This is a genomic window from Kitasatospora sp. NPDC127067 (assembly GCF_042724755.1).
Taxonomy (GTDB): Bacteria; Actinomycetota; Actinomycetes; order Streptomycetales; family Streptomycetaceae; genus Kitasatospora; species Kitasatospora lactacystinica.
Window position 1 is genome coordinate 1 of record NZ_JBHXEM010000132.1, and the last position, 22,658, is coordinate 22,658.

The window sequence follows — 22,658 nt, forward strand, 5'->3', positions numbered from 1 at the left end:
TCAGATGTGTTTCAGCGTCAGGGCTGGTGGACGCGATGCCGGGCTCGCCGTACCGGGAGTCGGTCTGGGTCACCGCTGACCCGCCCTGCTCCGCCTGCTGGGTCCCGGCCTTCGCCTGCTCCGCCTCCGCCTCCTCGGCCTCCGCCACCGAGAGCGGGTCCGGCTCGATGTCGCGGGCGGTGAACTCCACCGGCAGCGCCGTCAGATGACGGGAGATCCAGGCCGAACTCCAGGTCAGCTCCTCCTCGGCCACCGCGAGCCGGACGTCCGGCAGCAGGGTGAGCAGGATGTCGATCCCGGCCTCGGCGACATGCCGCCCGATGTCCTGGCCGGGGCACTCGTGCGGGCCGGCGCCGAAGGACAGGTGGGAGCGGTTGCCGTACAGCGGGGCCGCCAGGTCGGGCCGGACCACCGGGTCCACGTTGCCCGCCGCGAGCCCGAGCAGCAGCAGGTCCCCGGCACCGATCTGCTGACCGCCCAGCTCGGTGTCGGCGGTCGCCCAGCGGCCGGCCACCAGGGACATCGGCGGGGAGTCCCAGAGCACCTGGTCGAGCGCCTCGCCCAGGGTCATCTGGCCGCCGGAGAGGTGGGCGCGGAACCGCGGGTCGGTGAGCACCATCTTCAACGAGTCGGCGATCAGGTTGACGGTGGTCTCGTTCGCGGCCAGCAGCACCACCCGCAGGTGCTCCATCACCTCGTCCTCGGTCAGCCCGGCCGGGTGCGCCAGCAGGCGGCTGGTCAGGTCGTCACCGGGGCTTTCGCGCTTGAGGGCGATGGTCCGGCGCAGACCGGCGACCACGTACTCGTTGCTGGCGATCGCCGTCTCGGTGCCCTTCATCAGGTCCCGGGCGGCGGTCACCAGCTGCGGCCCGTACTCGTCCGGCATGCCGAGCAGTTTGGTCATCACCAGCATCGGCAGGTGCTCGGCGAACTGGGAGATCAGTTCGGCCCGGCCGGTCGGCCCGACCACCTGGACCAGGTCGGTGGTGAAACGGCGGACATGACGGCGGATGCCGCGCCGGTCGAAGCCGTTCAGGCCGTCCAGCAGCGCGCCGCGCAGCCGGCGGTGCTCGTCGCCGTCCGCGAACACGCAGATCGGCTGCCAGGCGACCACCGGCAGCAGCGGCGAGTCCGGCGGGACCTCGTTGTTGCGGAAGGCGCTCCACAGGCGCGAGTCCCGGGAGAACAGCGAGGGCGTGCGCATCGCGGCGATGTTGGCGCCGTGGCCGAGCACCAGCCAGGCCCGGTGGTCGCCGTGCAGCAGCACCGGGGCCACCTCGCCGTACTCGGCGCGCAGCTTCTCGTACAGGCCCGCCGGGTCGGTCTCGGCCTCCGGCCCGTACAGGCGGCGCAGGCCGCCGGGGCCGGTCGGGGCGATGCCGCCGCCCGCGTGGGCCGGGCAGCCGGGCGGCGGGGCGGCGGGCGACGCGGGGCCGGCGGGGGTGGCGGGTTCGGGGAACGGGGTGGTCACGGGGGTCTCCGGTCGCGGGTGGGTTCGGTGACGGGCGGTCGGTGGGGGTGTTGCGGACGGACCGTCGGCTCAGCCGGTGGACGGGGCGGCCAGCTCGTACAGGTAGTGCATCAGGGTCATCAGGGTGTCCCGGCTGGACTCCCGGCTGCGCGCGTCGCACGCGACGATCGGCACCTCGGGCGGCAGGTCCAGCGCGTCCCGGACCTCGTCGAGCGGGACGGGCGGCGCCTCCGGGAAGCCGTTGACGGCCACCACGAAGGGCACGCCGCGCTCCTCCAGACGCCCGATCACCTCGAAGCTGACCTCCAGCCGGCGGGTGTCCACCAGCACCACCGCGCCCAGGGCGCCCTCGAACAGGCCGTTCCAGAGGAACCAGAACCGCTCCTGGCCGGGGGTGCCGAAGACGTAGAGCACGAGCCGGTCGCTGATGCTGATCCGGCCGAAGTCCATGGCCACGGTGGTGGAGGTCTTCTGCTCGACCCCGGTCGGGTCGTCCACCCCGACCCCGGCCTGGGTCATGGTCTCCTCGGTGGTCAGCGGGCGGATCTCGCTGACCGCCCCGACCAGCGTCGTCTTGCCGACACCGAAGCCGCCGACCACCACCACCTTGACCGCCATGGTGACGGTGTCCGGCAGCAGGTCCGAACCGGCCGGCCCGACCACCGTGTCAGAGCCGCTGAAGTCCATGGATCACCGCCTCCAACAGGGCACGGTCGGGAAGCTCCGCCGCGGGCACGGCGGAACTGCGGGCCTCGATCAGCCCGTCGTCGAGCAGGTCCGCCAGCAGGACGATGACCACGCTGACGGGCAGCTCCAGGTAGGCGGAGACCTCCGCCACCGAGAGCGGGGACCGGCACAGCCGCAGGATGGCGGCCTGCTCCGGCTGGTGGGCGGGGGTCGGCTCCGCACGGGAGACGATCAGGGTGACCAGGTCGAATACCCCCGGTCCGGAGGGGCCGCTGCGGCCCCGGGTGATGACGTACAGCCGGTCGGGCTCGGGGCCGTCCCAGCCACCCTTCTCGGCCGTCATGCCACCGCCTCGCTGTGCTCGTTCATGTGCCCGTCCCGCCGCCGGAGCCCGCCGCGGCAGGCCGGGCCGGGTGCCGGTTCACGCGACCGCCTCGGGATTGCGCGGCGGGGTGGACAGGTGCTCGCCGATCCGGGCGACCAGGTCGCGCATCTGGTGGCTCACCAGCCCGGCGTCCACGCCCTCGTCGGCGAGCACCGCGAGGTAGGCGCGGTCACCGGCCGCCATCAGGTAGAAGTAGCCGCCGTCCACCTCGATCACCACCAGCCGCATCGAGCCGTCGCCGTGCGGGAACTCGTGGCCGATCGCGCCGGCCAGGCTCTGCAGCCCGGCGCAGGCGGCGGCGAGGCGGTCGGCGGTGTCCGGGTCGGTGCCGTACTGGGCGATCCGCAGGCCGTCGGCGGACAGCACGATGACGTGGCGCACGCACGGGACGCTGTCCGCGAGGTCGTTGAGGATCCAGTCCATGTTGTTGCGGTGCGGAATCACTGCTCGCCCTTCCCTGCCGTGTCTTCACTGGTGTGCGCGGCGCTGGTGTGTCCGGCACCCGCCTGTCCGGCACCCGCCCACCCGGGGTCCGTCCGTCCGGGGCCCGTGGTGCGTCCGGCGTCGGTGGTGCGCCCGCCGTCGGTGGCGGGTCCGGCACCCGCAGGGCCGGACGGGCCCGGCCCGGTGCCCTTGATGCCGTCCATGAACGCCTCCAGCCACAGGCCCGGCTGCTTCGGCTCCTTGGCTGGGCCCGTCGCCCGGGCCGGCGGCCCAGCCACCGGTCCGGTGGGCTGCGCCATCGGCCCGGCGGGCTGCGCGGTGGCGCGCGCGGCCCCGCCGAAGCCCCGGGGCATCATCGGGCGGCTGCGCCGGCGCTGCGGAAGGCCGTTGGGCGTCCACTCGGTCACGATCACCTCGTCGTCCCCGGCGCCCGGGCCGGAAGGCCCCCACGGGTTGGTCGAACCGTAGGACGGCCCGACGCCGGCCGAGGTCGTCCGGGTGCCCCAGGGACGGCCCGGGGCCGCGTGCCGGGGCGGGTTCGCCGGGAGCGGACGGGGGCCGGAGAAGGCGCCGATGCCGTGCGCCCGCCCGGTCGGCGGCGCGGTGGTGAGCAGTTCCTGCGGCACGACCAGCACCGCCCGCACGCCGCCGTACGCGGAGCGGCGCAGCGAGATCTGGAAGCCGTACGCCTGGCAGAGCCGGCCGACGATGGCGAAGCCCAGCCGGGGCGACTCGGTGAGGTCGTCGAAGTCCTTGGAGACCATCGCCTCGCGGATCGAGCGCTCGGCGCGGAACCGGGCCTCGTCGGTGAGGCCGAGGCCGCCGTCCTCGATCTCGATCGCCATCCCGCTCTGCACCTCGGAGGCGCTCAGGTGCACGTGGGTGTGCGGCGGCGAGTAGCGGGTGGCGTTGTCGAGCAGCTCGGAGACGGCGTGGATCAGCGGCTCGACGGCCGGTCCGGTGACGGAGATCTGCGCCACCGGGTGCAGGTCCACCCGCTGGTACTCCAGGATCCGGGACATGCCGCCGCGCAGCACGCTGTAGAGCGCGATCGGCCGGGTCCACTGCCGGCCGGGGCGGGCGCCCGACAGGACCGCGATGCTGTCGGCCAGGCGGCCGGTCAGCGCGTTGCCGTGGTCCAGGCGCAGCAGGTCGTCGAAGACCGCAGGGTCGTTGCCGTGCCGGTCCTCCATCTCCCGCAGGTCCTTGGCCTGCCGGTGGATGATGGCCTGCACCCGGCGGGCGATGTTGACGAAGGCCCGCTCGGCCGAGTCGCGCCGGCTGACCTCGTCGTCGACGGCCTTGGCGACGGCCTCGGCGACGGCCACCAGGGAGCGGCGGAACCGCGGCGACACGGGGGCGTCGCTCTCCTCCAGCGGGCGGGTCAGGACGTCGAAGGAGTACCCGTAGCGGGCCCCGGCGACGATCCGGCGCATCTCGCCCCGGGCGAGCCGGTCCAGCTCGTCCTCCTGACCGGCCAGCCGGCGTTGGAACTCCTCCACCTGCCGGGCGTGCCGGTCGCGCGACTCACTCAGCGCCCGCCCGCGGCGTGCCGACTCGGCGGCCACCACGGCCACCAGCACGGTGCCCGTCGCCCCGCACCACAGCACCCCGGCCCGGGCCCCGGCGGACACCACCGCCGCGGCGACCGCCACGGCCACCGCCATCACGGCCGTCGGCAACAACCAGCCGAGCAGGGGCGCTTGGCGCCGTCTGGCGAGTGACGATCCAGCTCGAAGCATTCAGCATCCTCAAACGATCGGAACAGCAAAGGGGGACAGGCGGGGGATCGGCTCCGCAGGCGTGGTGGTGCAGCATAGCCAAGTTCAGGACATCCTGACCGAAAGTCAAAAATACCGTCCCGCAACCGACTTGTCGTATCCAGCCGGACAACACCGACATCTCGCACACCAGTCGCAACCCGGAGCGGCCACCGCCCTCCCACCAGGCTTCTCGCCCCGCCGCCCGCGCGCCGCCGACCCGCTCCGGATTCGCTCATGCGGAGGGTTTCCTCGCCAAGTCCCGTCACCTCGCGCGGAGTTCGTGCTAAGCGCGGCGAACCGGGTCAACCGGGCGGGTGGCAATCACCCGGAAGGGGATTCACGGCCGGGCCTGGCGAGCCGCACCGCGACGTCCCGATTCCCCGGCCCGCGGTGCACCACTTCTCCTAGGGTCGTCGCATGGACGATCACGACAGCCGAGCAGCGGATCCGCTCGGCCGGACCCTGCGCCACCTCATGGGCGACGCCGTCTGGACGGGCATGCTGGCGGAGGCGTTCGAGCGCCGGCACCCCATCGGCACCACCCTGCTGCGCCAGGGCGAACCGGGCACCCACGTCCTCGCGCTGCTGGCCGGAGTGGCCAAGGTGAGCCGACGGGAACGCAACGGGGACGTCCGACTCCTGGCGTTCCGCGGCCCCGGCGAACTCCTCGGGGAAGTGGCCGTCCTGGACGACGGCGTCCGCTCGGCCAGCGTCCAGGCGATCTCGGACTGCACGGTCGCGGTCGTCACCAAGACGGCCTTCCTGCGCTTCGTCGCCGAGCACGGGCTATTTCCCGTGCTGGTCCGCTACGCCATGAGCCGGCTGCGGGAGTCCGACCTGGCCCGGACCGGCGGCGACGTCGTACCCCGGCTGGCGGCCGCCCTGGTCGACCTGGCCGACCTCTCCGCAGGACCGGTGCCGACGGCCGGTCGCCGCATCGAACTCGCCCTGACCCGGGACGAACTGGCCCAACACCTCGGCGTCTCCCGCAACACCGTCACCGCGGCCCTGGTGTCCCTGGCCGCCCACCGCGTCGAGGCCGGCCGCAAGTCCATCGCCCTCGACGACCTCCCCGCCCTCCGCCGGGCGGCCGCATCCCTGCGCGACTGACGAGCCGCCACCTCACCTCTCCACCGATGTGACCTCCGTCACTCGTTTTCCGCACCGAGTGAGCACACCGCGCCACGCGACCTCGCGAAGCTTGGTGGCGCAAGGTCAGCACGGGAACCACAAGGAGCAGAGAATGACGGAGTTCGACCAGCCGATGCCCGAGGCCAGCGCCCTGCCGTACAGCCGCAGCCGGCACCTCCCGCCGTACCGGGGCATCGTCGCCGTGGACGCCAAGGACTTCACCGGATACCCGGCGATCGAGCACGGCGTGATCAGCAGGTCGGTGCCGCAGGTACTCCAGTGGTCCTTCGAGCGGGCCGGGCTGGGCGACGTCTGGCAGGACCGGAGGTTCCCCAACTCGACCGGCGACGGATATGTGTTCGGCTTCGACCCGGCCTGGATGCCCTTCCTCGTCCACCCCTGGCTGAACACCCTCCAGGAGGTGCTCACCGAGTTCAACGTGCACTCGGTCGGGACGGTGCGGATCCGGCTGCGGGTCAGCCTCAACATCGGCCCGCTGCCGGACACCGGCGGCGAGTTCGACGGCAACGGCACCCCGCGCAACGACACTCACCGGCTGCTCGACTCCCGCCCGGTGAAGGCCATGCTCGCCGCCTCCAACGAGAGCATCACCCACGTCGCTGCCATCCTGTCCGACCGTTGCTACCAGGACGCGGTTGCGAGCGGCTACACCGGGCGCCACCCCGACCACTTCATCGAGGTGCCGGCGACCGTCGAGGGCAAGCGCTTCGACCAGCAGGCGTGGCTCTACGTGCCCTCGCCGTCCGGGAACCTGTACGACCGCAGGATCCTCGGCGACGCCGTGGTGGAGGAGCAGCAGGGACGGGACGGCCGGAAGCCGGACCGGCCGGCGGAGGGGCGCCGGGCGCCCAGGACGGTCGTGACGCAGCGGGGCGACGGCAGCAACCTGAACAGCGGCACGGTGTACGGCGGTCAGAGCGTCACCAACGCGGGCGGCGACTCGTACGGGGGCTTCGGCGGCGACTTCGTCCGGGGCAACAAGAGCGGTGACACCATCCACGGCGACAAGAACGGGCAGCACCGGTGAGCCCCGACGAACGCCCGGCCATCGAGGGGCCGCCGGGCGCGGTGGACGACTTCGATCCCGACTTCGACGCCGACTTCGGGATCGACGACCTGGCGGACCGGTTCGCCTCCCGGGGAGGGGACCGCCCGCATTTCATCTTCGCGCCGGGTGGCAACATCAACACCGGTTCGGTGCACGGGGACCAGCGCGTCGAGAACGGCGGCGTCGGGGCCGCCCCGGGCGGCGGCGAACGGGTCGAAGCACAGGACGGCCCCATCTCGTCGATGGAGATCCTGGCCGCACGGACCGGTTTCGCGCAGCCGGACTGCTTCGCCGAGGGGCTGAGTGCGCTCGGCACCCGCCTGCTCTTCCTCGCCGGTGACCCCGGTACCGGACGCCGCACCACTGCGCTCAACCTGCTGTTCGAGGGCGGCGGGGACACCATGGCCCTGCGCGCGCTCGACAGCGACTCGGACCTGTCGTCCTGGCGGCCCACCCACAGCGAGGCGCGCGGGTACCTGGTGCACGGCCTGTCGCCCGCAGTCCAGCTCGGCCCCACGGCTGTCGCCAAGCTGCGCGCCCGGCTGGAGACGGCCGACGCCTGCATGGTGGTGCTGCTGCCGCACGACCCGGGCGTGCTCCGCCGTCTCATCCGCGAGATGGACATCAGCCCGGTGGCCTATGCGCCCCCGGCACCGCGTGCGGTCTTCGACGCACGGCTGGAGGCGGTACTGCCGGACGAGGGGCGACGCCGGGACCGGCTGGACCGGTTGGGGCCGGACCTCGACAAGTTGCTGGCGCCCCAACTGGTGCCGGCCCAGGTCGTCGAGCTCGTAAACGAGGTGACGCGGGCGCGCGAGGACGATCCTGAACTGGCCGACCTCGGCCAGCGGCTCAGTTTCCTCGCGGAGACGGAGGTCCCGGACCTCCTGAAGGAGCTCCGCGAGGACCCGGACGCGCTGGCGTTCCTGCTGGTGACGAGTGTCCTGGAGGGCCTGGACCACCGGATCGTCCTGGACGAGACCGACCGATTGCTCAAGCTGGCCGACGGTCGCCTGGACGCGGTCGTGCGGCCGAACGCGGACGGTGACGGCCAGGTGCCCCGGCCGAACCCGAGGTTCGTTCTCCGGCGCTCGCTGGACGAACTGCTGGCGACCGTCCGGGCAGAGTACGCGCCCGGTGGGACCCTGCGGACGTCGACCTACACCTACACGGTGGAGCCGATCTGCTTCAAGCGGCACCGTCAGGCGGAGACGGTGCTGCGACACGTGTGGCGGCAGTACGGGGACGTGCCGGGACTGCTGACCGAGTGGATCGACAAGGTGTCCGATTCCGATTCCGAGTCCGACCTGGCCGAGCCCATGGGGCGGGTGGTGGGGCTCGCCACGGGTTGGAGCGGTGGCCGTCAGGCATTGCGTCACATCCGCAAGTTGGCCAAGTCCGAGCACACGCAGAGCCAGAGCATCGCCGCGTACGCGCTGGGGATCGCGGCCCAGGACCCGATTCTCGTCGGCGAGGTGAAGCACCGCCTCGACAGCTGGAGCTACAGCGGCGGTTGGCAGCTCCGCTCGACCGCGGCCGGTGCCTGCGGTGGAGACTTCGGAGCGGCCCGGCCGGAATTCGCGCTCGCACTGCTCCGGCGCTGCTACCGCGGGGAGGACGAGCGCGAGCACATCGTCGCCGTGAGGGTGCGCGGGGCCCTGTGGAGCCTCTTCCACGGCGGAAACCAGACGGCGGTGTTCCGCAAGCTCGTGGAGTGGGCGGACCGGTCCGACCGTGACGCCGCGCTCGCGCACACGGCCTTCCTCGACCTGCTTCGAGACCCTTCGTGGTTCCAGCAACAGCTGCTCCTCCAGGGCGAGTTCGGCGAGCCCGTGATGGCGTTCGTCCGGCACTGCCTCAATGACGAGATCTTCTTCGATCGCTCGCGCACGAGGCTTCTCGGCTGGTGCCGTCGGGCGGTCTGGGACGAACCCCTCCGGGCCGCCGTGGAGACGCTGCTCGCGGCGCTCGCCGAGGACATGCGGCCCGGCGAGCTGAGGCTGATGGTCGAGATCGACCGCAGCGACGACCCCGACCTGGCGGGCCGCGACATCGCCCACCGTGCCCTGGAGGCCTGGCGGCGCGGCGAGCCGCAGCCCCACCGCTCCGCTCCTGCCTTCGGAGGCCCCCGATGACCCTCGACACCGACCCGCCCGTCTACACCCAGGCCACCCGCGCTCCTTGGCGGGAGATCCTCCGGCACCGCTGGTCCGGGCGGCGCGACCGAGCCCTGGTCCTGGGGGATCGCCACGGGGTGTACCACCAGCTGGGGAAGGGCCGTCCGAACCCGGGGGGCGGGGTCGCCGCTCGGCTGGGACTGCGCGGATTCGACCAGGCGTACCTGGTCGACCTCAACGAGCGGCCGGGCACTCGGGATGTTCGCCTTCCCACCTCGTTCGGCACGGCCTCGCTGGAGGTCCACGTCCTCTGGTGGGTCCACGACGCCGCACGGGCCGTGCAGACCCGGACCAGCCTGGGATGGCTGCCGGTGCGCAAGGACCTCGACGGGCGCCTGTACCAGCTCAGGGAGCAGTTCGCGGCCGCGGGCACCAGGCTGGGCCCCGAGGAGCTGGTCCAGTACCTGGCGGCGCCGTACGTGCTGCCCCACTACGGGCTCGGTTACCGCGTCACCGATGTCTCCACGCGGGAGCACGGCAACGAACTGCGCCTCGGGGAGCCGGACGCGATGGACGTGCCCTTCGACTGGACGGTCAAGAGCCAGGAGGAGTACGCGTTCTGCCGGCGCCAGGTGCAGGACGGTCCGGTCGCCCTCGCGGCCCTCTGGCTCGCCAGGAAGCCGGACGAGGTGCGCGATGTCCTGGACTGGGTGGTCGGCCACTCCGACCTGCTCCGGGGAGAGAGCACCTGGCAGGACAGGATGGCCCTCATGCTGGGCAGGCTGACGGAGCAGGAGCAGGAGGAGCTGTCCAGGATCCTGCGGGACCGTCTGGTCGCCCTCGGGCGGCAGGTCCCCGGGCCTGCCCCGCAGCCCGGAGGGCCGGGTCCGGGCTTCACCAAGCTCCACACCCACGTCAACGGTTGGGCGGGCGGCGTCCCGAACGGCGTCCCGAACGGGGCGCCGCGATGACCCCGGCAGGCGTGCGCCACGAACCGGTGCGCCGCGAGCCGGTGCGCCGTGCGCCCCGCAGGCGGTCCGTCGCCGGAAACCCTCGGCGGCCGGCCGTTCGACGGTCCCGCCGGGCCGTCGCGCCGATAGCGGTGACCACCCCGTCCTCGGTGTCGGCGATGGAGCGCCTGATGGCGGCCAACAGCGCGGAGCTCGTCCGGGCCGACACCAAGGCCGCCGTCTTCCTGGCCTTCACCGGTGCGGTGCTCGCCACCTTCGTCCCCTTGGAGGGTGGCGCCGGTTCCGGCTCCCTGGCGTGGACGGTTCCGCTCCTGCGGTGGAGTGCGGTGGCCAGCGCCGTGCTGGCGGTCGGCTGTTTCGCCTCCGCGCTGGTTCCCCGTCATCGCAAGGGGCGGCGGGGTGCCGTGGCCGGTCCGGGGTACTTCGAGCACATCGCCCCGGGTGCGGGCCCGGATCGGCTGCGTCGGGCCTTCGAACGGGCCGGGCACGATCCGGCGGGCCCGCTGCTCTCGGCGCTGGCCGGTACCAGTGCGATCATCCGCGCGAAGTACCGCTGGATCGAGGCGGGCACCGTCCTGCTCCTGCTGGCGCTGCCCCAGTTCGTGCTCACGCTCCGGCCGCTGTGACGGCGGGCCGCTGACGGGCCCCGGCCGCACCACCACGGCCGGGGGCCGGTGGCACGGTCGGAGGCAACGGATGTTGCGCGACAGGGCAATGATGGTTGACGGTCTCCGGCTCGGGTCCGTACAGTGCCGGGCCATGGAGACGGGCGATCTTGGTCGGCGGGTGGCGGAGGATGTGGCCGGTGGCGGTGGGGTGGAAGGGCTGCGGCGGCTGTCGGGGGTGATCGAGGCGCTGGAGGAGCGGCGGACCGAGCTGGTGGAAGAGCTGCGGCGCGGGCGGGAGGCGACCTGGGAGGAGATCGGGCGGGCCTGCGGAATGACGCGGCAGGGCGCGACCAGGCGGTGGGCCGGACGGCTGCGGGCACGGTCGTTCGGGGTGGCGGTGGACGCGTACCAGCACGGCCGGCCGGGCTATCCGCGGGCGCTGATCGGCTCGGCGGTGCCGCGGGAGGCCCGCCGGGTGCTCGATCTGGGCGCCGGGACGGGCAAGTTGACCGATCTGCTGGTCGACGCGGGCCTGGACGTGGTGGCGGTCGAGCCCGACGAGGGGATGCGGGCGCGGCTGGCCGCGACGGTGCCGAAGGCGGCCGTCCGGGCGGGCTCGGCCGAGCACATCCCGCTGCCGGACGGCAGCGTGGACGCCGTGGTGGTGGCGCAGGCCTGGCATTGGTTCGACCCGGCGGTCGCGGTGCCGGAGATCGCCCGGGTGCTCGCCCCCGGCGGCACGCTCGCGCTGGTGTGGAACGTCCGGGACGAGTCCGAACCCTGGGCGGCCGCCCTGGGCGTGCTGATGCACCGCGCGTCGCCGCCGCGGATCGACACCAGGCCGGTCCTCCCGGCGCCGTTCGGTGCGCCCGAGCGGCTGGAGATCGGCTGGGAGCACGTCACCACCCGGGCCGGGATCGTCGACATGGTCGCCTCGCGCAGCTATGTGATCGCGCTGCCGGAGGACCAGCGGGTGCGCCTGCTGGCCGACGTCGAGCAGCTGCTGGCCACCCACCCGGACCTGGCCGGCCGCGAGGAGATCGCCCTGCCGTACGTGACGAGGTGCACCCGTGTCCGTCTCGGCTGAGCACGGTCGGCGTGACGCGGCGCGGCTCGTGGTGCTGCGCCGGCTGGGCGTCGCGGATGCCGAACCGTACCGGGCCTTCCGGCTGGCGGCGCTGCGCGGGACGCCGAGCGCCTTCACCTCCAGCCACGCCGAGGAGGCCGGCAGGCCACTGTCGGAGACGCTGCACCGGCTGGCCGGGGCCGAGGCCGGGCCGGACGCGCTGATCGGCGCCTTCGACGACACCGGCACGCTGGTCGGCACCGCCGGGCTGAAGGTGCCGCAGCGCGGTCAGGAGCGGCACAAGGGCACCCTGTACGGCATGGCGGTGGCCCGCAGCGCCGCCGGGCGGGGGATCGGCCGCGCCCTGGTGCGGGAGGTGCTGCGCACAGCGGCGCGGGACGGGCGGCTGCGGCAGGTGCTGCTGACCGTCTCGGAGGGCAACGAGCCCGCCCTGCGGCTCTACACCGCCTGCGGCTTCGAGGTGTGGGGGCGCGAGCCGAGGGCCGTCCTGGTCGACGGGCGGGCGGTCGCGAAGCTGCACATGGTGCGTCTGCTGGACGGGGACCGGGCGGAGGCGGCCGGGCGCTGACAGGGGCTGCCGACAGCGGTCGGCCTGGAACGCTCGGCCGACGACGGTCGGGCTGCGACGGTCCGTCGTCAACGGCTCGTCGGCGGCGGCCCGCTGACAATTGTCACGGTGCGCCGGTGTGCGAACACACTGCCCCCGGAAACAGGTCCACGACCAGCATGGATGCCATGAACCCCACCGACCTGCAGCACCCCGAAACCCGTCGGGCCTTCCGTACCGTCCGGCGACTCGTGCTCGCCTACCTCGGCCTCAGCGTCGTCACACTGGCGGCCGCCGTCGCCCTCCGTGACCACCACACGATGGTCAACGCGCCGGTGCTGGTCCGCGGCACCATCGTCGTGGCCAGCGCCGCCCTCACCCTCCTGCTGACCGTCCGGGCCGCCAACGGCTCCCGGGGCGCGTTCCGGCGGCTGCGGATCCTCTCGGCCGTCATGCTGGTCGCCATCGCCACGATCATCGCCCTGCCGGGGACCTTCCCGGTGTGGATGAAAGTCGAGCAGGGCGTCTGCGGGCTCGCCCTGCTGGGTGTGGCCGCGGTGGTCAACGGACGGCACCTGCGTAGCCTGTTCGCCAGGCTCTGAGGAGGGGGACACGAGGGTGACCGGCCTCGACCGCGCGGGCGACGACCGCGAGCGCGACCGCGCGGGAGACCGCGACCGCGCAGGCATGGACCGCGCAGGCACGGACCGCACGACCGCGGCCCCCGGCCCGGGGGCCGCACCGGGCCCCGTCCAGCACTGGGGCCACGGCTGGCGGCGCCCGCTGCTGGCCAGCGGGATGATGGTGTTCCCCGCGCTCACCGCCGTCGCCGTCGGCGGCACCGTCTCCGGGGCGGCCGCGGTGGCCGGGTACGCCGTGGTCGTCGCGTTCTGCCTCTGCTACGCGCTGCTGGCCCTCGCCCTCGGGCTGGGCCGGCGGCGCTGGACGGTGTCACTGCTGGCGATGATGACGGCACTGTTCCTGGCCGCGCTGCCGTTCGCCCACGAGGACGCCTTCTTCCTCGCCACCGTGGTCGTCTCCGCGGTGGCGATCCAGTGGCGTGAGCACGCCGCCCGGGTGGTGGCGGCCGGCACGCTGGCCGCGCTGGTGGTGCCCTGGGCGGTGCGCCCCTGGCACACCGGTCCGGGCGGATTCCAGGCCCTGGCCCTGCTGTTCACCTCGCTCACCTGCGGTGCCTTCGCCGGGATCGCCGCCACCAACGACGCCCTGGTCGCCGCCCGGGCCGAGGTGGCACGGCTCGCCTCGGAGGCCGAGCGCAACCGGATCGCCCGGGACCTGCACGACCTGCTGGGGCACTCGCTCACCGCGATCACCGTCAAGTCCCGCCTCGCCCAGCGGCTCGCGGGCAAGGACCTGGACCTGGCGGTGGCGGAGATGGCGGCGGTGGAGACGCTGTCCCGCCAGGCGCTGTCCGACGTCCGCGCCGCCGTCAGCGGCTACCGCGAGGTGACGCTGGCCGGCGAGATCGCCCGCGGCCGTGAACTGCTGCGCGCCGCCGGGGTGGTGGCCGACCTGCCGACGGCGGCGGACGCGGTCGCGCCGGGGGAGCGCGAGCTGTTCGGCTGGGTGCTGCGCGAGGGGATCACCAACGTGGTCCGGCACGCCCGGGCCGAGCGCTGCTCGGTGCTGCTCACCGCCACCTCGGTGGAGATCCGCGACGACGGGGCCGCCGCCGCCCGGAGCGGACCGGGAGGGCCGGGGGGTGCAGGCGGTACGGGCGGTACGGGCGACGGCCGGGGCAACAGCGGTGCGGGCGACGGCAAGGGCCTGACGGGGCTGCGGGAACGCGTCGCCGCGGTGGGCGGTACGGTCGAGGCCGGCCCGCTCGACCCGCGCGGGTGGCGGCTGCTGGTCACCGTCCCGCCGGGCGGTCCGGGCCCCGCCGGACCCGAATCCGCCGGGCCGGACGCCGCCGGGCCCGACCCCGGCCACGAAGGGACGACATGACGATCCGCCCGATCCGCCTGCTGCTCGCCGAGGACCAGGAGCTGGTCCGCACCGCGCTGTGCACCCTGCTCGGCCTGGAGGACGACTTCGCCGTGGTCGCCGCCGTCGGCCGCGGCGACCAGGTCGCGGAGGCGGCGCGGGAGCACCGGCCGGACGTCGCCCTGCTCGACATCGAGATGCCCGGGCTGGACGGCCTGGCGGCCGCCGCCGTGCTGGCCCAGCAGGCGCCGTGGTGCCGGGTCGTCATCCTCACCACCTTCGGCCGCGCCGGCTACCTGCGCCGGGCCATGGAGGCGGGCGCGCTCGGCTTCGTGGTCAAGGACGCCCCGGCGGAGGTGCTGGCCGACGCGATCCGCCGGGTCGCGTCGGGGGAGCGGGTGGTGGACCCGGAACTGGCCGCCGCCACCCTCGCGGCGGGCGCCTCCCCGCTCACCGCCCGGGAGCGCGACGTGCTGAACGCCTCCCGTTCGGGCGCCGGGGTGGCCGAGATCGCCGCCAAGCTGTACCTGTCCGAGGGGACGGTTCGCAACTACTCCTCGTCGGCCATCGCCAAGACCGGCACCCGCAACCGCAGCGAGGCCCTGCGGGTCGCCGACGAGCGCGGCTGGCTCTGACCGCTGTCCCGGCGGGCAGCACCCGGCCGCCGGGCTCCGGCTAACTCCGGCTCTCTCCGGCCGTCGAAGTGCGACGGCCGCGACGGCACGGACGCGGCCGTGGTGCCGCCCACCCGGTGGAGGCGGGCGGGACGCGGGGCGTCCGATCAGCGGGCGAACTTCGCGACGGCCGCCGGGGTGACGGGGGTGAAGAAGTTGACGAGGTTGCCGTCGGGGTCGCGGAACAGCAGCGAGCGGTTGCCCCAGGGCATCGTGGTGGGCTCGTTGACGAAGTCCGTGACGAACCCGGCCAGGCTGCGGTGGACCCGGTCCACGTCGTCGACGAGGAACTCGGTGATCACGCTCTGATTGGCCGCCGGCCGGGCGGAGCCGGGGGCGAACAGCGGTACGGTGCGGACCCCGGCGATCGCGAGGGTCGCGCCCGCCGTCCGGAGTTCGGCGAAGTCCTCGGTGGCCCACTGCGCCCGGACCGCCAGGGCGCTTTCGTAGAAGTCGACCAGTCGGGCGACGTCGCCGGTGATGATGCGGATCGAAACGAAGTCCATGGGGTGTTCTCCTCGGTCATGCCTGAACGGAAGCGGAAGCGGAAGCGGAAGCGGCCGCGGTCGTGCGGTCGTCCGGTCATCCGGTCGTGCGTTCGGCAGACTAGGAGGAATAGTGGACAGAATCGGTCCCCTATTCGTCCTAGACTTTCGCCATGTCCCGACCCACCGGCCGCGTGCTGACCCTGCTCGAACTGCTGCAGTCGGGCGGCACCCGCACGGTGGCCGAGCTCGCCGACCGGCTCGGCGTGGACGGCCGAACCGTGCGGCGCTACGTGGACCACCTGGTCGACCTCGACGTGCCGGTGGAGTCCGTACGCGGCCGGTACGGCGGCTACCGGCTCTCACCCGGACACCGCCTGCCCCCGCTCATGCTCGGGGACGACGAGGCCCTGGCGGTGCTGCTCGGCCTGCTCACCGGCCCCAGGGCCGGCCTGGCGACGGCCGAACGCACCGCGGGAGAGACCGCGGCGGCCAAGATCCGGCGGGTGCTGCCCGGGCACCTGGCCGGCCGGCTCGACACGCTCCTGGAGTCGCTCTCCTTCACGGACCGGCCGCTCGGGACCACAGGCCGGCCCGACGAGACCGCCGCACCGGACACCGGGGTCCTGCTCACCCTCGCCGACGCGGTGCGCCATCGACGGCCGGTCGCGGTCCGGTACACCGACCGCAACGGCCGGCCCAGCGAGCGCACGCTGCATCCGTACGGGATCGTCGCCCACGCGGGCCGGTGGTACGTCACCGGCGTGGACGCGGGGATCGGCCAGGACCGGACCCTCCGGCTGGACCGGGTCACGGAGGCGAGGGCCCTGCCCGGCTCCTTCGAGGCACCGACCGGACCGGACCCGGCCGAGCGCGTCGTGTCGGGCCTGGCCACGGCCGACTACCGGCACGAGGTGACGCTGCGGATCCGCGCGACGCCCGAGTGGATCCGCCGCCACCTACCGGAGAGCGTCGCGATCCTGGTCGAACCCGAACCCGAACCCGAACCCGAACCCGAACCCGAACCCGAACCCGAACCCGAACCCGAACCCGAACCCGAACCCGACGCCGACCCCGAACCCGAACCGCGGCCGGAGCCGGAGCCGGAGCCGGACGCCGACCGGAGGTCCGAGCGCTGGCTGCGCGTCGAGCTCCGGGCGGAGCGACTCGACTGGCTGCCTCCGGTGCTCGCCGCGATCGACCGTCCCTTCGTGATCGAACGGCCCGAGGAGCTGCGAGGCCTCGTCACGGCCCTCGCCGACCGCCTCGCCTCGCACGCCCGCCGGACCTGACGGAACCGCGGCGTCTGCCCGGACCGCCGGGGAGGCCCCGGCGAAGTCCGGGGCCCGCTCCCCGTAGGCGAATTCGAGGGAGCGGGCCCCGGTGTTTCCTCAGGGTGCCGGGAGCGTAGCGCGGGGCACTGACATTGATGCTGATACTCGGGTTCCCGTGGTCGCGGCTCGGGCACTGACTGGCCGGGGGTCGTCCGGACCCGGGGCGCACCGACAGCGGCGTCGCCCCCGTCACTGCGGTATTCCCCGCCCGGCGGCGTTGTCGGTCCCGCCTGCCAGGATCGCGGCCATGGACCTCACCACCGCCCTCGCCGGGCTCGACGACCACCCCTGGGCCACCGTCTCGCACGCCTACGGCTGCGCGGAGGACCTGCCCGACCTGCTGCGCGCGCTCGCCGAGGGCGACGACGGCGCGGCCGAGGAGGCGGTCTCCGAGCTGTACGGGAGCATTCTCCACCAGGGCACCGTGTACTCGGCCAGCGTGGACGCCGTGCCGTACCTGGCCCGGATCGCCGCCGCCGGGATCCGGACGGTGGACGTGCTGTGCCTGCTGGGCGGGCTGGCCGAGAGCGAGGACGAGTGGCAGGTCCCCGAGGGCGCGGTCCGGGCTGCCGTGGTTGCCCAACTGCCGCTCCTGCTGCCGCTGTTGGCCGACCCGGACGAGACCGTCCGGCTGACCGCCGCCTGGGCCGTCGGCCACACCCGGGACGGGGCGGCCGCGCCGGCCGCCCTGGGGGAGCGCTGGGCGGCGGAGCAGGATCCGGAGGTGGCCGCCGAACTGCTCGTCTCCCTCGGCCGGGTGGACCTGAGCGCGGCGGCCGGGGAGGCCCGGGTGCTGCTCGGCGAGGAGACCCCGGTGCCGCTGCGGCTGGCCGCGGTCCTGGTCTGCCTGCGGAACGAGGAGCGCTGGGGGGCCGTCCACCACGCGGCCGTGCTCGGCCTGCTGCCCGCCCGCGAGCTCACCGTCGACCGCTACAGCCTCGACCAGGAGGAGCTGCTGTACACGGTCGTCGACACCCTGCTGGAGCGCGACACCGACGCCGACCGCGAGGCGGCCCTCGACCTGCTGGAGGCCGCCCTGCGCGATCCGCGCCCCGAGGTGCAGGCCGAGGCCCTGTGGGCGGCCGACCACGCCTGCTACGTCTCGCGCGGCGCCCCGTCCCGGCTGATCCCGGCCGTCGCCCCGCTCGCCGCCCAGGACACCGCGGCGAGCCTGCTGGCCAAGCTCGGCCCGCTCGCCGCCGAGGCCGCGCCCGTACTCGTCGGACTCGCCGACCGGCCGGACGAGGGGCCGGACGACGAGGTGGCCGACGAGGCCCTCGCGGCGCTGGTCCGGATCGCCCCCCGGCAGGCCGCCCCGCTGCTGGCCCGCGACCTGGAGCGCCGCCCGCGCGCCCGCAACGCCGCGGGTGACTCGCGGGCCCCGGCCTTCCCCTTCGACCCGGAGCTGCTCGCCGCCGTGCGCGCCCGGCTGGCCGTCGAGGGGCTCGGCACCAACGAGACCGCCGACCTGGTCCACCTGCTGCGGCGGTGGGGCCCGCGGGCCGTCGCCGGCGTGCCCGAGCTGTGCGCGGTGCTGCCCCGCTTCCCGTACGCCGCCTCCGCCGTCGCGGCCGTCGTCGCCGGCGGCCCGCCCGAGGCGCGCGCGCGGGCCGCCGAGGCGCTGCGGGCGGAGGCGGGACAGCTCCAGGCGGCCCGCGCCCACTACGACGTCACCGGCGAACCCGACGTCCTGCTCGCCGCCGTCACCGAACGGCTGGCGGCCTCGCGCGAGCGGGCCGAGGCGGCCCGGGCGGCCGCCGACCTGGGCCCGGCCGCCGCCGGGCTGCTCCCGGCCCTGCTCGCCGCGGTCAGCGAGGACCCGGAGCCGACCGCCCCGCAGCTGGACGCCGACGTCGCGACGGCCCGCGCCGTCTGGCAGATCGACGGCGACGCCGAGGAGGCCGTCCGGATCCTGGCGTCCGTCCTCGACCGCACCGCCGGGAGCCGGCTGTGGGCCCGTTGGACGGTGGTCGGCGCACTGCGCGCGGCCGCGTCCCTCGGGGCGGCCGGCCGGGACCTGATTCCCCGGCTGGAAGCGCTGCTCGACGACCCGGAGAAGGCCGCCGGCGCCGCTCACGCCCTGCTCGACATCGCGGACCCGGACACCGTCGACCTCGGCCGCCTCGCCCGGGCCGCGCTCCACGCGGTCGAGACGGGCGCCGACGTCACGGGCGGCTGCGAGGCGCTGCACGCGCTGGGCGCCGCCGCCCGGGACAGCGGCCTTCTCCCGTACGTCGGCGAGCTCGTCGAGCGCGACGGCCGGATCGTCACCTCCGGCCTCGCGTACGACATCGTCCGCGAGGACGAACGGCTGCGCGCCCTCCTGGCCGAGCTGCGCTGAGCCGGGCTGCGCTGTGCCGGGTCGAGCTGTGCTGAGCCGAGCTGCGCTGAGCCGAGCTGCGCTGAGCCGGGGCCGGCCGGAGCCGACTGTCAGTGCCAGGCCGTAGCTTGGGAGGTGTCGGCGGGCCGGTCCCGAACCGACCCCCATCTCCGTTGCCCGAAAGGGGACTCCGTCGTGTCCGTCGCCGTGGAAGAGCAGGTCACGTACCTCGAACTGTCCGAGGACCAGGGGAGCGCGCACAAGTTCTACGAAGTGCGGCTCGCCGGGCAGGTGGTGACGGTGCGCTACGGGCGGATAGGCGAGCCCGGGCAGAGCAAGTCGACGACGTTCCCGAGCCCGGAGAAGGCGGCCGCGTCGGCGGCCAAGAAGATCGGCGAGAAGGTCCGCAAGGGCTACGCCCCGGCCGTCCGGGGCGTGCGCCAGCGCCGGGCGGTGACCAGGCGGCAGATCGTCAGCAGCCGCTCGACCGCCCGTCAGGCGCCGCTGCTGTGGCGCTTCCGCTCCGGCTCGCCCGCCTTCGGGATCTTCGTCGGCGAGGAGCACGCCTGGGTCGGCAACGAGCGCGGCGACGTCTACACCCTCACCCACGACGGCGAGGTGACGGCCCGCTACGGCCTGCCGGACGGCGTCAAGTGCATCGTCGCCGACGACTGGTGGATCTACGCCGGCTGCGACGACGGCAAGGTGTACGACCTGGGAGGCAAGGTCCCGCGGGTGGCGTACGAGATCGCCCAGGACGTGGACATCTTCTGGCTCGACATCCACGACGGCGTGCTCGGCGTCGCCGACGAGCGCGGCGGGCTCACGACGGTGGACCACGAGGACGAGTTCCAGTGGCGCCGCCGGGCCGACGGCCGGTCCGGCTGGATGGTGCGGTGCGACGCCGACGGCGTCTACCACGGCCACTCGCGCGGCGTCGCCCGCTACGACAACCGCAGCGGCGACCAGCGGTGGCACACCCCGACCAACGGCGAGGTGCTGTTCGGCTGGCAGGAGGCCGACGAGGTGTTCGCCGGCACCGGCCGCGGCTGGGTGCACCGGCTGCGCAAGTCGGACGGCGCCGAGGTGGCCGCCTACCGCTGCGACGCCGCCGTCTTCTCCTGCGCGGCCTCCCCGGACGGCGAGTACGTCTTCGCCGGGGACAACCACTCATCGGTGTACTGCTTCGCCGCCGACGGCACCCGGCTGTGGAAGCTCGCCACCGGCTGCGGCTCGGCGTACAGCATGCAGTACCGGGCGGGGCGGCTCTACCTGGTGACCACCGACGGCTCGCTGGCCTGCCTGGACGCCGGCGAGCAGGCGGTGCGGGCGGCGGAGGACGGCACGCTGCCGGAGACCGCCGAGATCAAGGGCGCGGGCTGGGAGCCGGTGCTGGCCGGCGCCGGGCCGGAGACGGTCGAGGTGGTCACCGCCCGGACCGGCGGCGAGGTCGAGGTCGAGTGCGTCCAGGACGGCGTCCGGCTGCGGATGCGGGTGGTCTCGCAGGGCTACGACCCGTCGTGGCGGGTGCAGTTCCCCAAGGACATCCGGATCGCCGGGGCCCGCTACCTGGTCGCCGAGGTACGGGAGTCCGCCTCGGGCGGCTTCTACCGGGCGCGCGGCGAGATCAAGCGCCTGCTCTGACCTCGGGCTTCCGTGTCCGGCCCCGGGCTCCCCGTGTCCGACCCCAGGGGCCCGGGCCCCCGGGGTCGGGCCCCGTGAGCGGGACCCCGGGCGGCCGTACGGGGGTGACGGCCGCCCGGGGAGTCCGTGCGTCAGACGAGCCGCAGCACCAGCTTGCCGGTGTTCTCGCCCCGGAAGAGCATCCCGAAGGTCTCCGGGAAGTCGTCCACGGTGCCCTCCACCACCTGCTCCTTGACCTTGATCCGGCCCTCCGCGATCCAGCCGGCGAGCTCGGCGGCGGCCTCCGGGTACCGGCGGGCGTAGTCGAACACCACGAAGCCCTCCATCCGGGCCCGCCGTACCAGCAGGGACAGGTAGTTGGACGGGCCCTGCACGGCGCCCTCGTTGTTGTACTGGCTGATGGCGCCGCAGACCACCACCCGGGCGTGCATCGCCAGGCGGGTCAGCGCGGCGTCCAGGACGGGGCCGCCGACGTTGTCGAAGTAGACGTCGATGCCGTCCGGGGCGTGGGTGCGCAGGGCCTTGCGGACGTCCTCGGCGCGGTAGTCGATCGCGGCGTCGAAGCCCAGCTCGCCGGTGAGCAGCGCGCACTTCTCCGGGCCGCCGGCGATGCCCACCACCCGGCAGCCCTTCAGCTTGGCGATCTGGCCGACCAGGCTGCCGACCGCCCCGGCGGCGCCGGAGACGACGACGGTCTCGCCCTCCTTGAGCGCCCCGACCTCCAGCAGCCCGAAGTACGCCGTCATCCCGGGGATCCCGAGGGCGCCCAGGTACGTCGACAGCGGCGCGAGCGCGGGATCGACCGTGAGCGCGCCCTTCCCGTCCGAGACCGCGTACTCCTGCACCCCGAAGGCCCCGACCACGTGGTCCCCGACCCGGAACCCCGGGTGGTTCGACGCCACGACCTCCACCACCGAGCCGGCCCGCATCACCTCGCCCAGTCCCACCGGCGGCAGGTACGACGGGCGGTCGTCCAGCCATCCCCGCATCGCCGGATCCAGCGACACGTACCGCGTCCGCCCGAGGAACTCGCCCTCGCCCGGGTCCGGCACCGCCTCCTCCCCGTGCGCCCAGTCCTCCGGACGCACCTCCCCGACCGGCCGACCGGCAAGGCGGATCTGACGGTTGACTCCGGTGGCTCCGGCCATGACGTCTCCAGGGGCGCTCGGGCTCGACGGCTGAACGCGCCCGATTCTAAGCAAGCGCTTGTTCAATTGGCCAGAGCGGGGCATCGGTGGAGACCGACTAGGCTTCGCCGCGTGGAGACCGAGATCATCGAGGGGGCCACCGTCCCGGTGACGCACTCCTGGGCGCACCAGAGCACCGTCGACCTGCTCCGGCAGCAGCTCGCCCCGGCCCTGCGGCCGAGCGGCCTGTGCTCCGGTTCCGGCGATCTGGCCCTGCCGGGCACGGCGGACCGCTACGTGCCGGACCTGGCCGTCGTGCCGACCGAACTGGCCGTACACGGCGGGGCGTTGACGCCCGACCGGACGCTGCTGGTGGTCGAGGCGACCGAGTCTTCCAGCGCCGACACCGACCGGACGGTGAAGCGCCGGCGCTGCGCCCGGTTCGGTGCGCCGCTCTACCTTCTGGTGGACCGGCAGGAGCGGGCCTGCACGCTGTTCTCCCAACCCGGCGCGCTCGGCTGGACCCGGGTCGACGGGCCGCACCCGTTCGGGGTGCCGGTGCGACTGCCCGAGCCGTTCGAACTCGACCTCGACACCAGCGAGTTCTGAGTCAGTACCGGTCCGCGAGGTGGCCGTATCCGCCGGCCGTCCAGACGACGCGGCGGAACTCCGGGAGGCTGAGTGCGGCCGTCGGCACGCCGGTGGGCACGCCGGTGGTGGGCGGGAAGTGGGCGGTGCCGCAGCGGGCGCAGTACCAGGCCTGGGCCCAGAGGTGCTCGGCCCGGGGCCGGCCGGCGAGTTCGAGGTCGGCGGAGGCCCGGAGCGCGGCCGCGGTGACGAGGAGGAC

At 74.2% G+C, this 22,658-nt stretch carries 21 protein-coding genes and 1 pseudogene; 14 read left to right on the plus strand and 8 right to left on the minus strand.

The window, feature by feature from the left end; genetic code table 11:
* From ACFWJ4_RS34485 to ACFWJ4_RS34505, 5 genes are all read right to left on the minus strand, one after another.
* A partial coding sequence (locus ACFWJ4_RS34485; protein ID WP_380551348.1) for a cytochrome P450 occupies nt 1–1,471 on the minus strand: 1,471 nt, incomplete at its 3' end.
* A 69-nt stretch (nt 1,472–1,540) separates the two neighbouring features.
* Nucleotides 1,541–2,158: an ATP/GTP-binding protein gene (locus ACFWJ4_RS34490; RefSeq protein WP_380551351.1), complete on the minus strand. Its 618-nt coding sequence runs from the start codon at nt 2,156–2,158 to the stop codon at nt 1,541–1,543.
* Nucleotides 2,139–2,501: a DUF742 domain-containing protein gene (locus tag ACFWJ4_RS34495; RefSeq protein ID WP_359898354.1), complete on the minus strand. Its 363-nt coding sequence runs from the start codon at nt 2,499–2,501 to the stop codon at nt 2,139–2,141. Before ACFWJ4_RS34495 ends, ACFWJ4_RS34490 begins: the two co-directional genes overlap by 20 nt.
* Nucleotides 2,502–2,579: 78 nt before the next feature.
* Nucleotides 2,580–2,966: a roadblock/LC7 domain-containing protein gene (locus tag ACFWJ4_RS34500; protein WP_380551404.1), complete on the minus strand. Its 387-nt coding sequence runs from the start codon at nt 2,964–2,966 to the stop codon at nt 2,580–2,582.
* A gap of 17 nt (nt 2,967–2,983) precedes the next feature.
* Entirely contained in the window at nt 2,984–4,729 is a 1,746-nt protein-coding gene (locus tag ACFWJ4_RS34505; protein WP_380551354.1) for an ATP-binding protein, read from the minus strand.
* Nucleotides 4,730–5,167: 438 nt separating this feature from the next.
* Here ACFWJ4_RS34505 and ACFWJ4_RS34510 point away from each other — a divergent pair, with 438 nt between their 5' ends.
* From ACFWJ4_RS34510 to ACFWJ4_RS34555, 10 genes are all read left to right on the plus strand, one after another.
* The gene (locus ACFWJ4_RS34510; protein WP_380551357.1) at nt 5,168–5,860 is read left to right on the plus strand and encodes a Crp/Fnr family transcriptional regulator; all 693 of its coding nucleotides are present in this window, start codon (nt 5,168–5,170) and stop codon (nt 5,858–5,860) included.
* 133 nt (nt 5,861–5,993) lie between these two features.
* Nucleotides 5,994–6,929, plus strand: coding sequence for a hypothetical protein (locus tag ACFWJ4_RS34515; RefSeq protein WP_380551360.1), 936 nt, complete (start codon nt 5,994–5,996; stop codon nt 6,927–6,929).
* A complete protein-coding gene (locus ACFWJ4_RS34520; protein WP_380551363.1) occupies nt 6,926–9,085 on the plus strand; it encodes a hypothetical protein in 2,160 nt (719 codons plus the stop codon). The genes ACFWJ4_RS34515 and ACFWJ4_RS34520 overlap by 4 nt, the downstream gene beginning before the upstream one ends.
* Entirely contained in the window at nt 9,082–10,038 is a 957-nt protein-coding gene (locus tag ACFWJ4_RS34525; RefSeq protein WP_380551366.1) for a hypothetical protein, read from the plus strand. Before ACFWJ4_RS34520 ends, ACFWJ4_RS34525 begins: the two co-directional genes overlap by 4 nt.
* A gap of 170 nt (nt 10,039–10,208) precedes the next feature.
* Entirely contained in the window at nt 10,209–10,664 is a 456-nt protein-coding gene (locus ACFWJ4_RS34530) for a Pycsar system effector family protein (RefSeq protein WP_380551368.1), read from the plus strand.
* 133 nt (nt 10,665–10,797) lie between these two features.
* Nucleotides 10,798–11,733: a class I SAM-dependent methyltransferase gene (locus ACFWJ4_RS34535; RefSeq protein ID WP_380551371.1), complete on the plus strand. Its 936-nt coding sequence runs from the start codon at nt 10,798–10,800 to the stop codon at nt 11,731–11,733.
* The gene (locus ACFWJ4_RS34540) at nt 11,717–12,301 is read left to right on the plus strand and encodes a GNAT family N-acetyltransferase (protein ID WP_380551374.1); all 585 of its coding nucleotides are present in this window, start codon (nt 11,717–11,719) and stop codon (nt 12,299–12,301) included. The genes ACFWJ4_RS34535 and ACFWJ4_RS34540 overlap by 17 nt, the downstream gene beginning before the upstream one ends.
* Before the next feature lie 167 nt (nt 12,302–12,468).
* Complete coding sequence (locus tag ACFWJ4_RS34545; protein WP_380551377.1) at nt 12,469–12,882, plus strand: hypothetical protein; 414 nt, start codon at nt 12,469–12,471, stop codon at nt 12,880–12,882.
* 16 nt (nt 12,883–12,898) lie between these two features.
* Nucleotides 12,899–14,248 (plus strand): sensor histidine kinase, encoded by a 1,350-nt coding sequence (locus ACFWJ4_RS34550; protein ID WP_380551380.1) that lies wholly within the window; start codon nt 12,899–12,901, stop codon nt 14,246–14,248.
* Nucleotides 14,245–14,862 carry a response regulator gene (locus ACFWJ4_RS34555; protein ID WP_380551383.1) on the plus strand — a complete coding sequence of 206 codons (618 nt, stop codon included), beginning with the start codon at nt 14,245–14,247 and terminating at the stop codon, nt 14,860–14,862. The genes ACFWJ4_RS34550 and ACFWJ4_RS34555 overlap by 4 nt, the downstream gene beginning before the upstream one ends.
* 146 nt (nt 14,863–15,008) lie before the next feature.
* Here ACFWJ4_RS34555 and ACFWJ4_RS34560 read toward each other — a convergent pair whose 3' ends face one another.
* Nucleotides 15,009–15,407, minus strand: a complete 399-nt coding sequence (locus ACFWJ4_RS34560) for a VOC family protein (RefSeq protein WP_380551386.1) — start codon at nt 15,405–15,407, stop codon at nt 15,009–15,011.
* 152 nt (nt 15,408–15,559) lie between these two features.
* Between ACFWJ4_RS34560 and ACFWJ4_RS34565 the strand changes: the two genes are divergently transcribed.
* The 3 genes from ACFWJ4_RS34565 to ACFWJ4_RS34575 all read left to right on the plus strand — a co-directional run bounded on the left by ACFWJ4_RS34565 (nt 15,560) and on the right by ACFWJ4_RS34575 (nt 20,684).
* Entirely contained in the window at nt 15,560–16,678 is a 1,119-nt protein-coding gene (locus ACFWJ4_RS34565) for a helix-turn-helix transcriptional regulator (RefSeq protein ID WP_380551389.1), read from the plus strand.
* A 289-nt stretch (nt 16,679–16,967) separates the two neighbouring features.
* Nucleotides 16,968–19,061, plus strand: coding sequence for a hypothetical protein (locus tag ACFWJ4_RS34570; RefSeq protein WP_380551392.1), 2,094 nt, complete (start codon nt 16,968–16,970; stop codon nt 19,059–19,061).
* A gap of 174 nt (nt 19,062–19,235) precedes the next feature.
* On the plus strand, nt 19,236–20,684 hold the full coding sequence (locus tag ACFWJ4_RS34575) for a WGR domain-containing protein (protein WP_380551395.1): 1,449 nt from the start codon (nt 19,236–19,238) through the stop codon (nt 20,682–20,684).
* A 131-nt stretch (nt 20,685–20,815) separates the two neighbouring features.
* Here ACFWJ4_RS34575 and ACFWJ4_RS34580 read toward each other — a convergent pair whose 3' ends face one another.
* Nucleotides 20,816–21,832 (minus strand): NADP-dependent oxidoreductase, encoded by a 1,017-nt coding sequence (locus ACFWJ4_RS34580; RefSeq protein WP_380551398.1) that lies wholly within the window; start codon nt 21,830–21,832, stop codon nt 20,816–20,818.
* A 111-nt stretch (nt 21,833–21,943) separates the two neighbouring features.
* Here ACFWJ4_RS34580 and ACFWJ4_RS34585 point away from each other — a divergent pair, with 111 nt between their 5' ends.
* Nucleotides 21,944–22,420: a Uma2 family endonuclease gene (locus tag ACFWJ4_RS34585; protein ID WP_380551401.1), complete on the plus strand. Its 477-nt coding sequence runs from the start codon at nt 21,944–21,946 to the stop codon at nt 22,418–22,420.
* A 1-nt stretch (nt 22,421) separates the two neighbouring features.
* Here ACFWJ4_RS34585 and ACFWJ4_RS34590 read toward each other — a convergent pair.
* Nucleotides 22,422–22,658: pseudogene (locus ACFWJ4_RS34590) on the minus strand (hypothetical protein); the annotation flags it as partial.

Excerpts from the sequence above, each read along its gene's own strand:
- ACFWJ4_RS34490 (WP_380551351.1), bottom strand. The coding sequence starts at position 2,158 with ATGGACTTCAGCGGCTCTGACACGGTGGTCGGGCCGGCCGGTTCGGAC.
- ACFWJ4_RS34495 (WP_359898354.1), bottom strand. The coding sequence starts at position 2,501 with ATGACGGCCGAGAAGGGTGGCTGGGACGGCCCCGAGCCCGACCGGCTG.
- ACFWJ4_RS34500 (WP_380551404.1), bottom strand. The coding sequence starts at position 2,966 with ATGGACTGGATCCTCAACGACCTCGCGGACAGCGTCCCGTGCGTGCGC.
- ACFWJ4_RS34505 (WP_380551354.1), bottom strand. The coding sequence starts at position 4,729 with ATGCTTCGAGCTGGATCGTCACTCGCCAGACGGCGCCAAGCGCCCCTG.
- ACFWJ4_RS34510 (WP_380551357.1), top strand. The coding sequence starts at position 5,168 with ATGGACGATCACGACAGCCGAGCAGCGGATCCGCTCGGCCGGACCCTG.
- ACFWJ4_RS34515 (WP_380551360.1), top strand. The coding sequence starts at position 5,994 with ATGACGGAGTTCGACCAGCCGATGCCCGAGGCCAGCGCCCTGCCGTAC.
- ACFWJ4_RS34525 (WP_380551366.1), top strand. The coding sequence starts at position 9,082 with ATGACCCTCGACACCGACCCGCCCGTCTACACCCAGGCCACCCGCGCT.
- ACFWJ4_RS34530 (WP_380551368.1), top strand. The coding sequence starts at position 10,209 with ATGGCGGCCAACAGCGCGGAGCTCGTCCGGGCCGACACCAAGGCCGCC.
- ACFWJ4_RS34535 (WP_380551371.1), top strand. The coding sequence starts at position 10,798 with ATGGAGACGGGCGATCTTGGTCGGCGGGTGGCGGAGGATGTGGCCGGT.
- ACFWJ4_RS34545 (WP_380551377.1), top strand. The coding sequence starts at position 12,469 with ATGAACCCCACCGACCTGCAGCACCCCGAAACCCGTCGGGCCTTCCGT.
- ACFWJ4_RS34555 (WP_380551383.1), top strand. The coding sequence starts at position 14,245 with ATGACGATCCGCCCGATCCGCCTGCTGCTCGCCGAGGACCAGGAGCTG.
- ACFWJ4_RS34560 (WP_380551386.1), bottom strand. The coding sequence starts at position 15,407 with ATGGACTTCGTTTCGATCCGCATCATCACCGGCGACGTCGCCCGACTG.
- ACFWJ4_RS34565 (WP_380551389.1), top strand. The coding sequence starts at position 15,560 with ATGTCCCGACCCACCGGCCGCGTGCTGACCCTGCTCGAACTGCTGCAG.
- ACFWJ4_RS34570 (WP_380551392.1), top strand. The coding sequence starts at position 16,968 with ATGGACCTCACCACCGCCCTCGCCGGGCTCGACGACCACCCCTGGGCC.
- ACFWJ4_RS34580 (WP_380551398.1), bottom strand. The coding sequence starts at position 21,832 with ATGGCCGGAGCCACCGGAGTCAACCGTCAGATCCGCCTTGCCGGTCGG.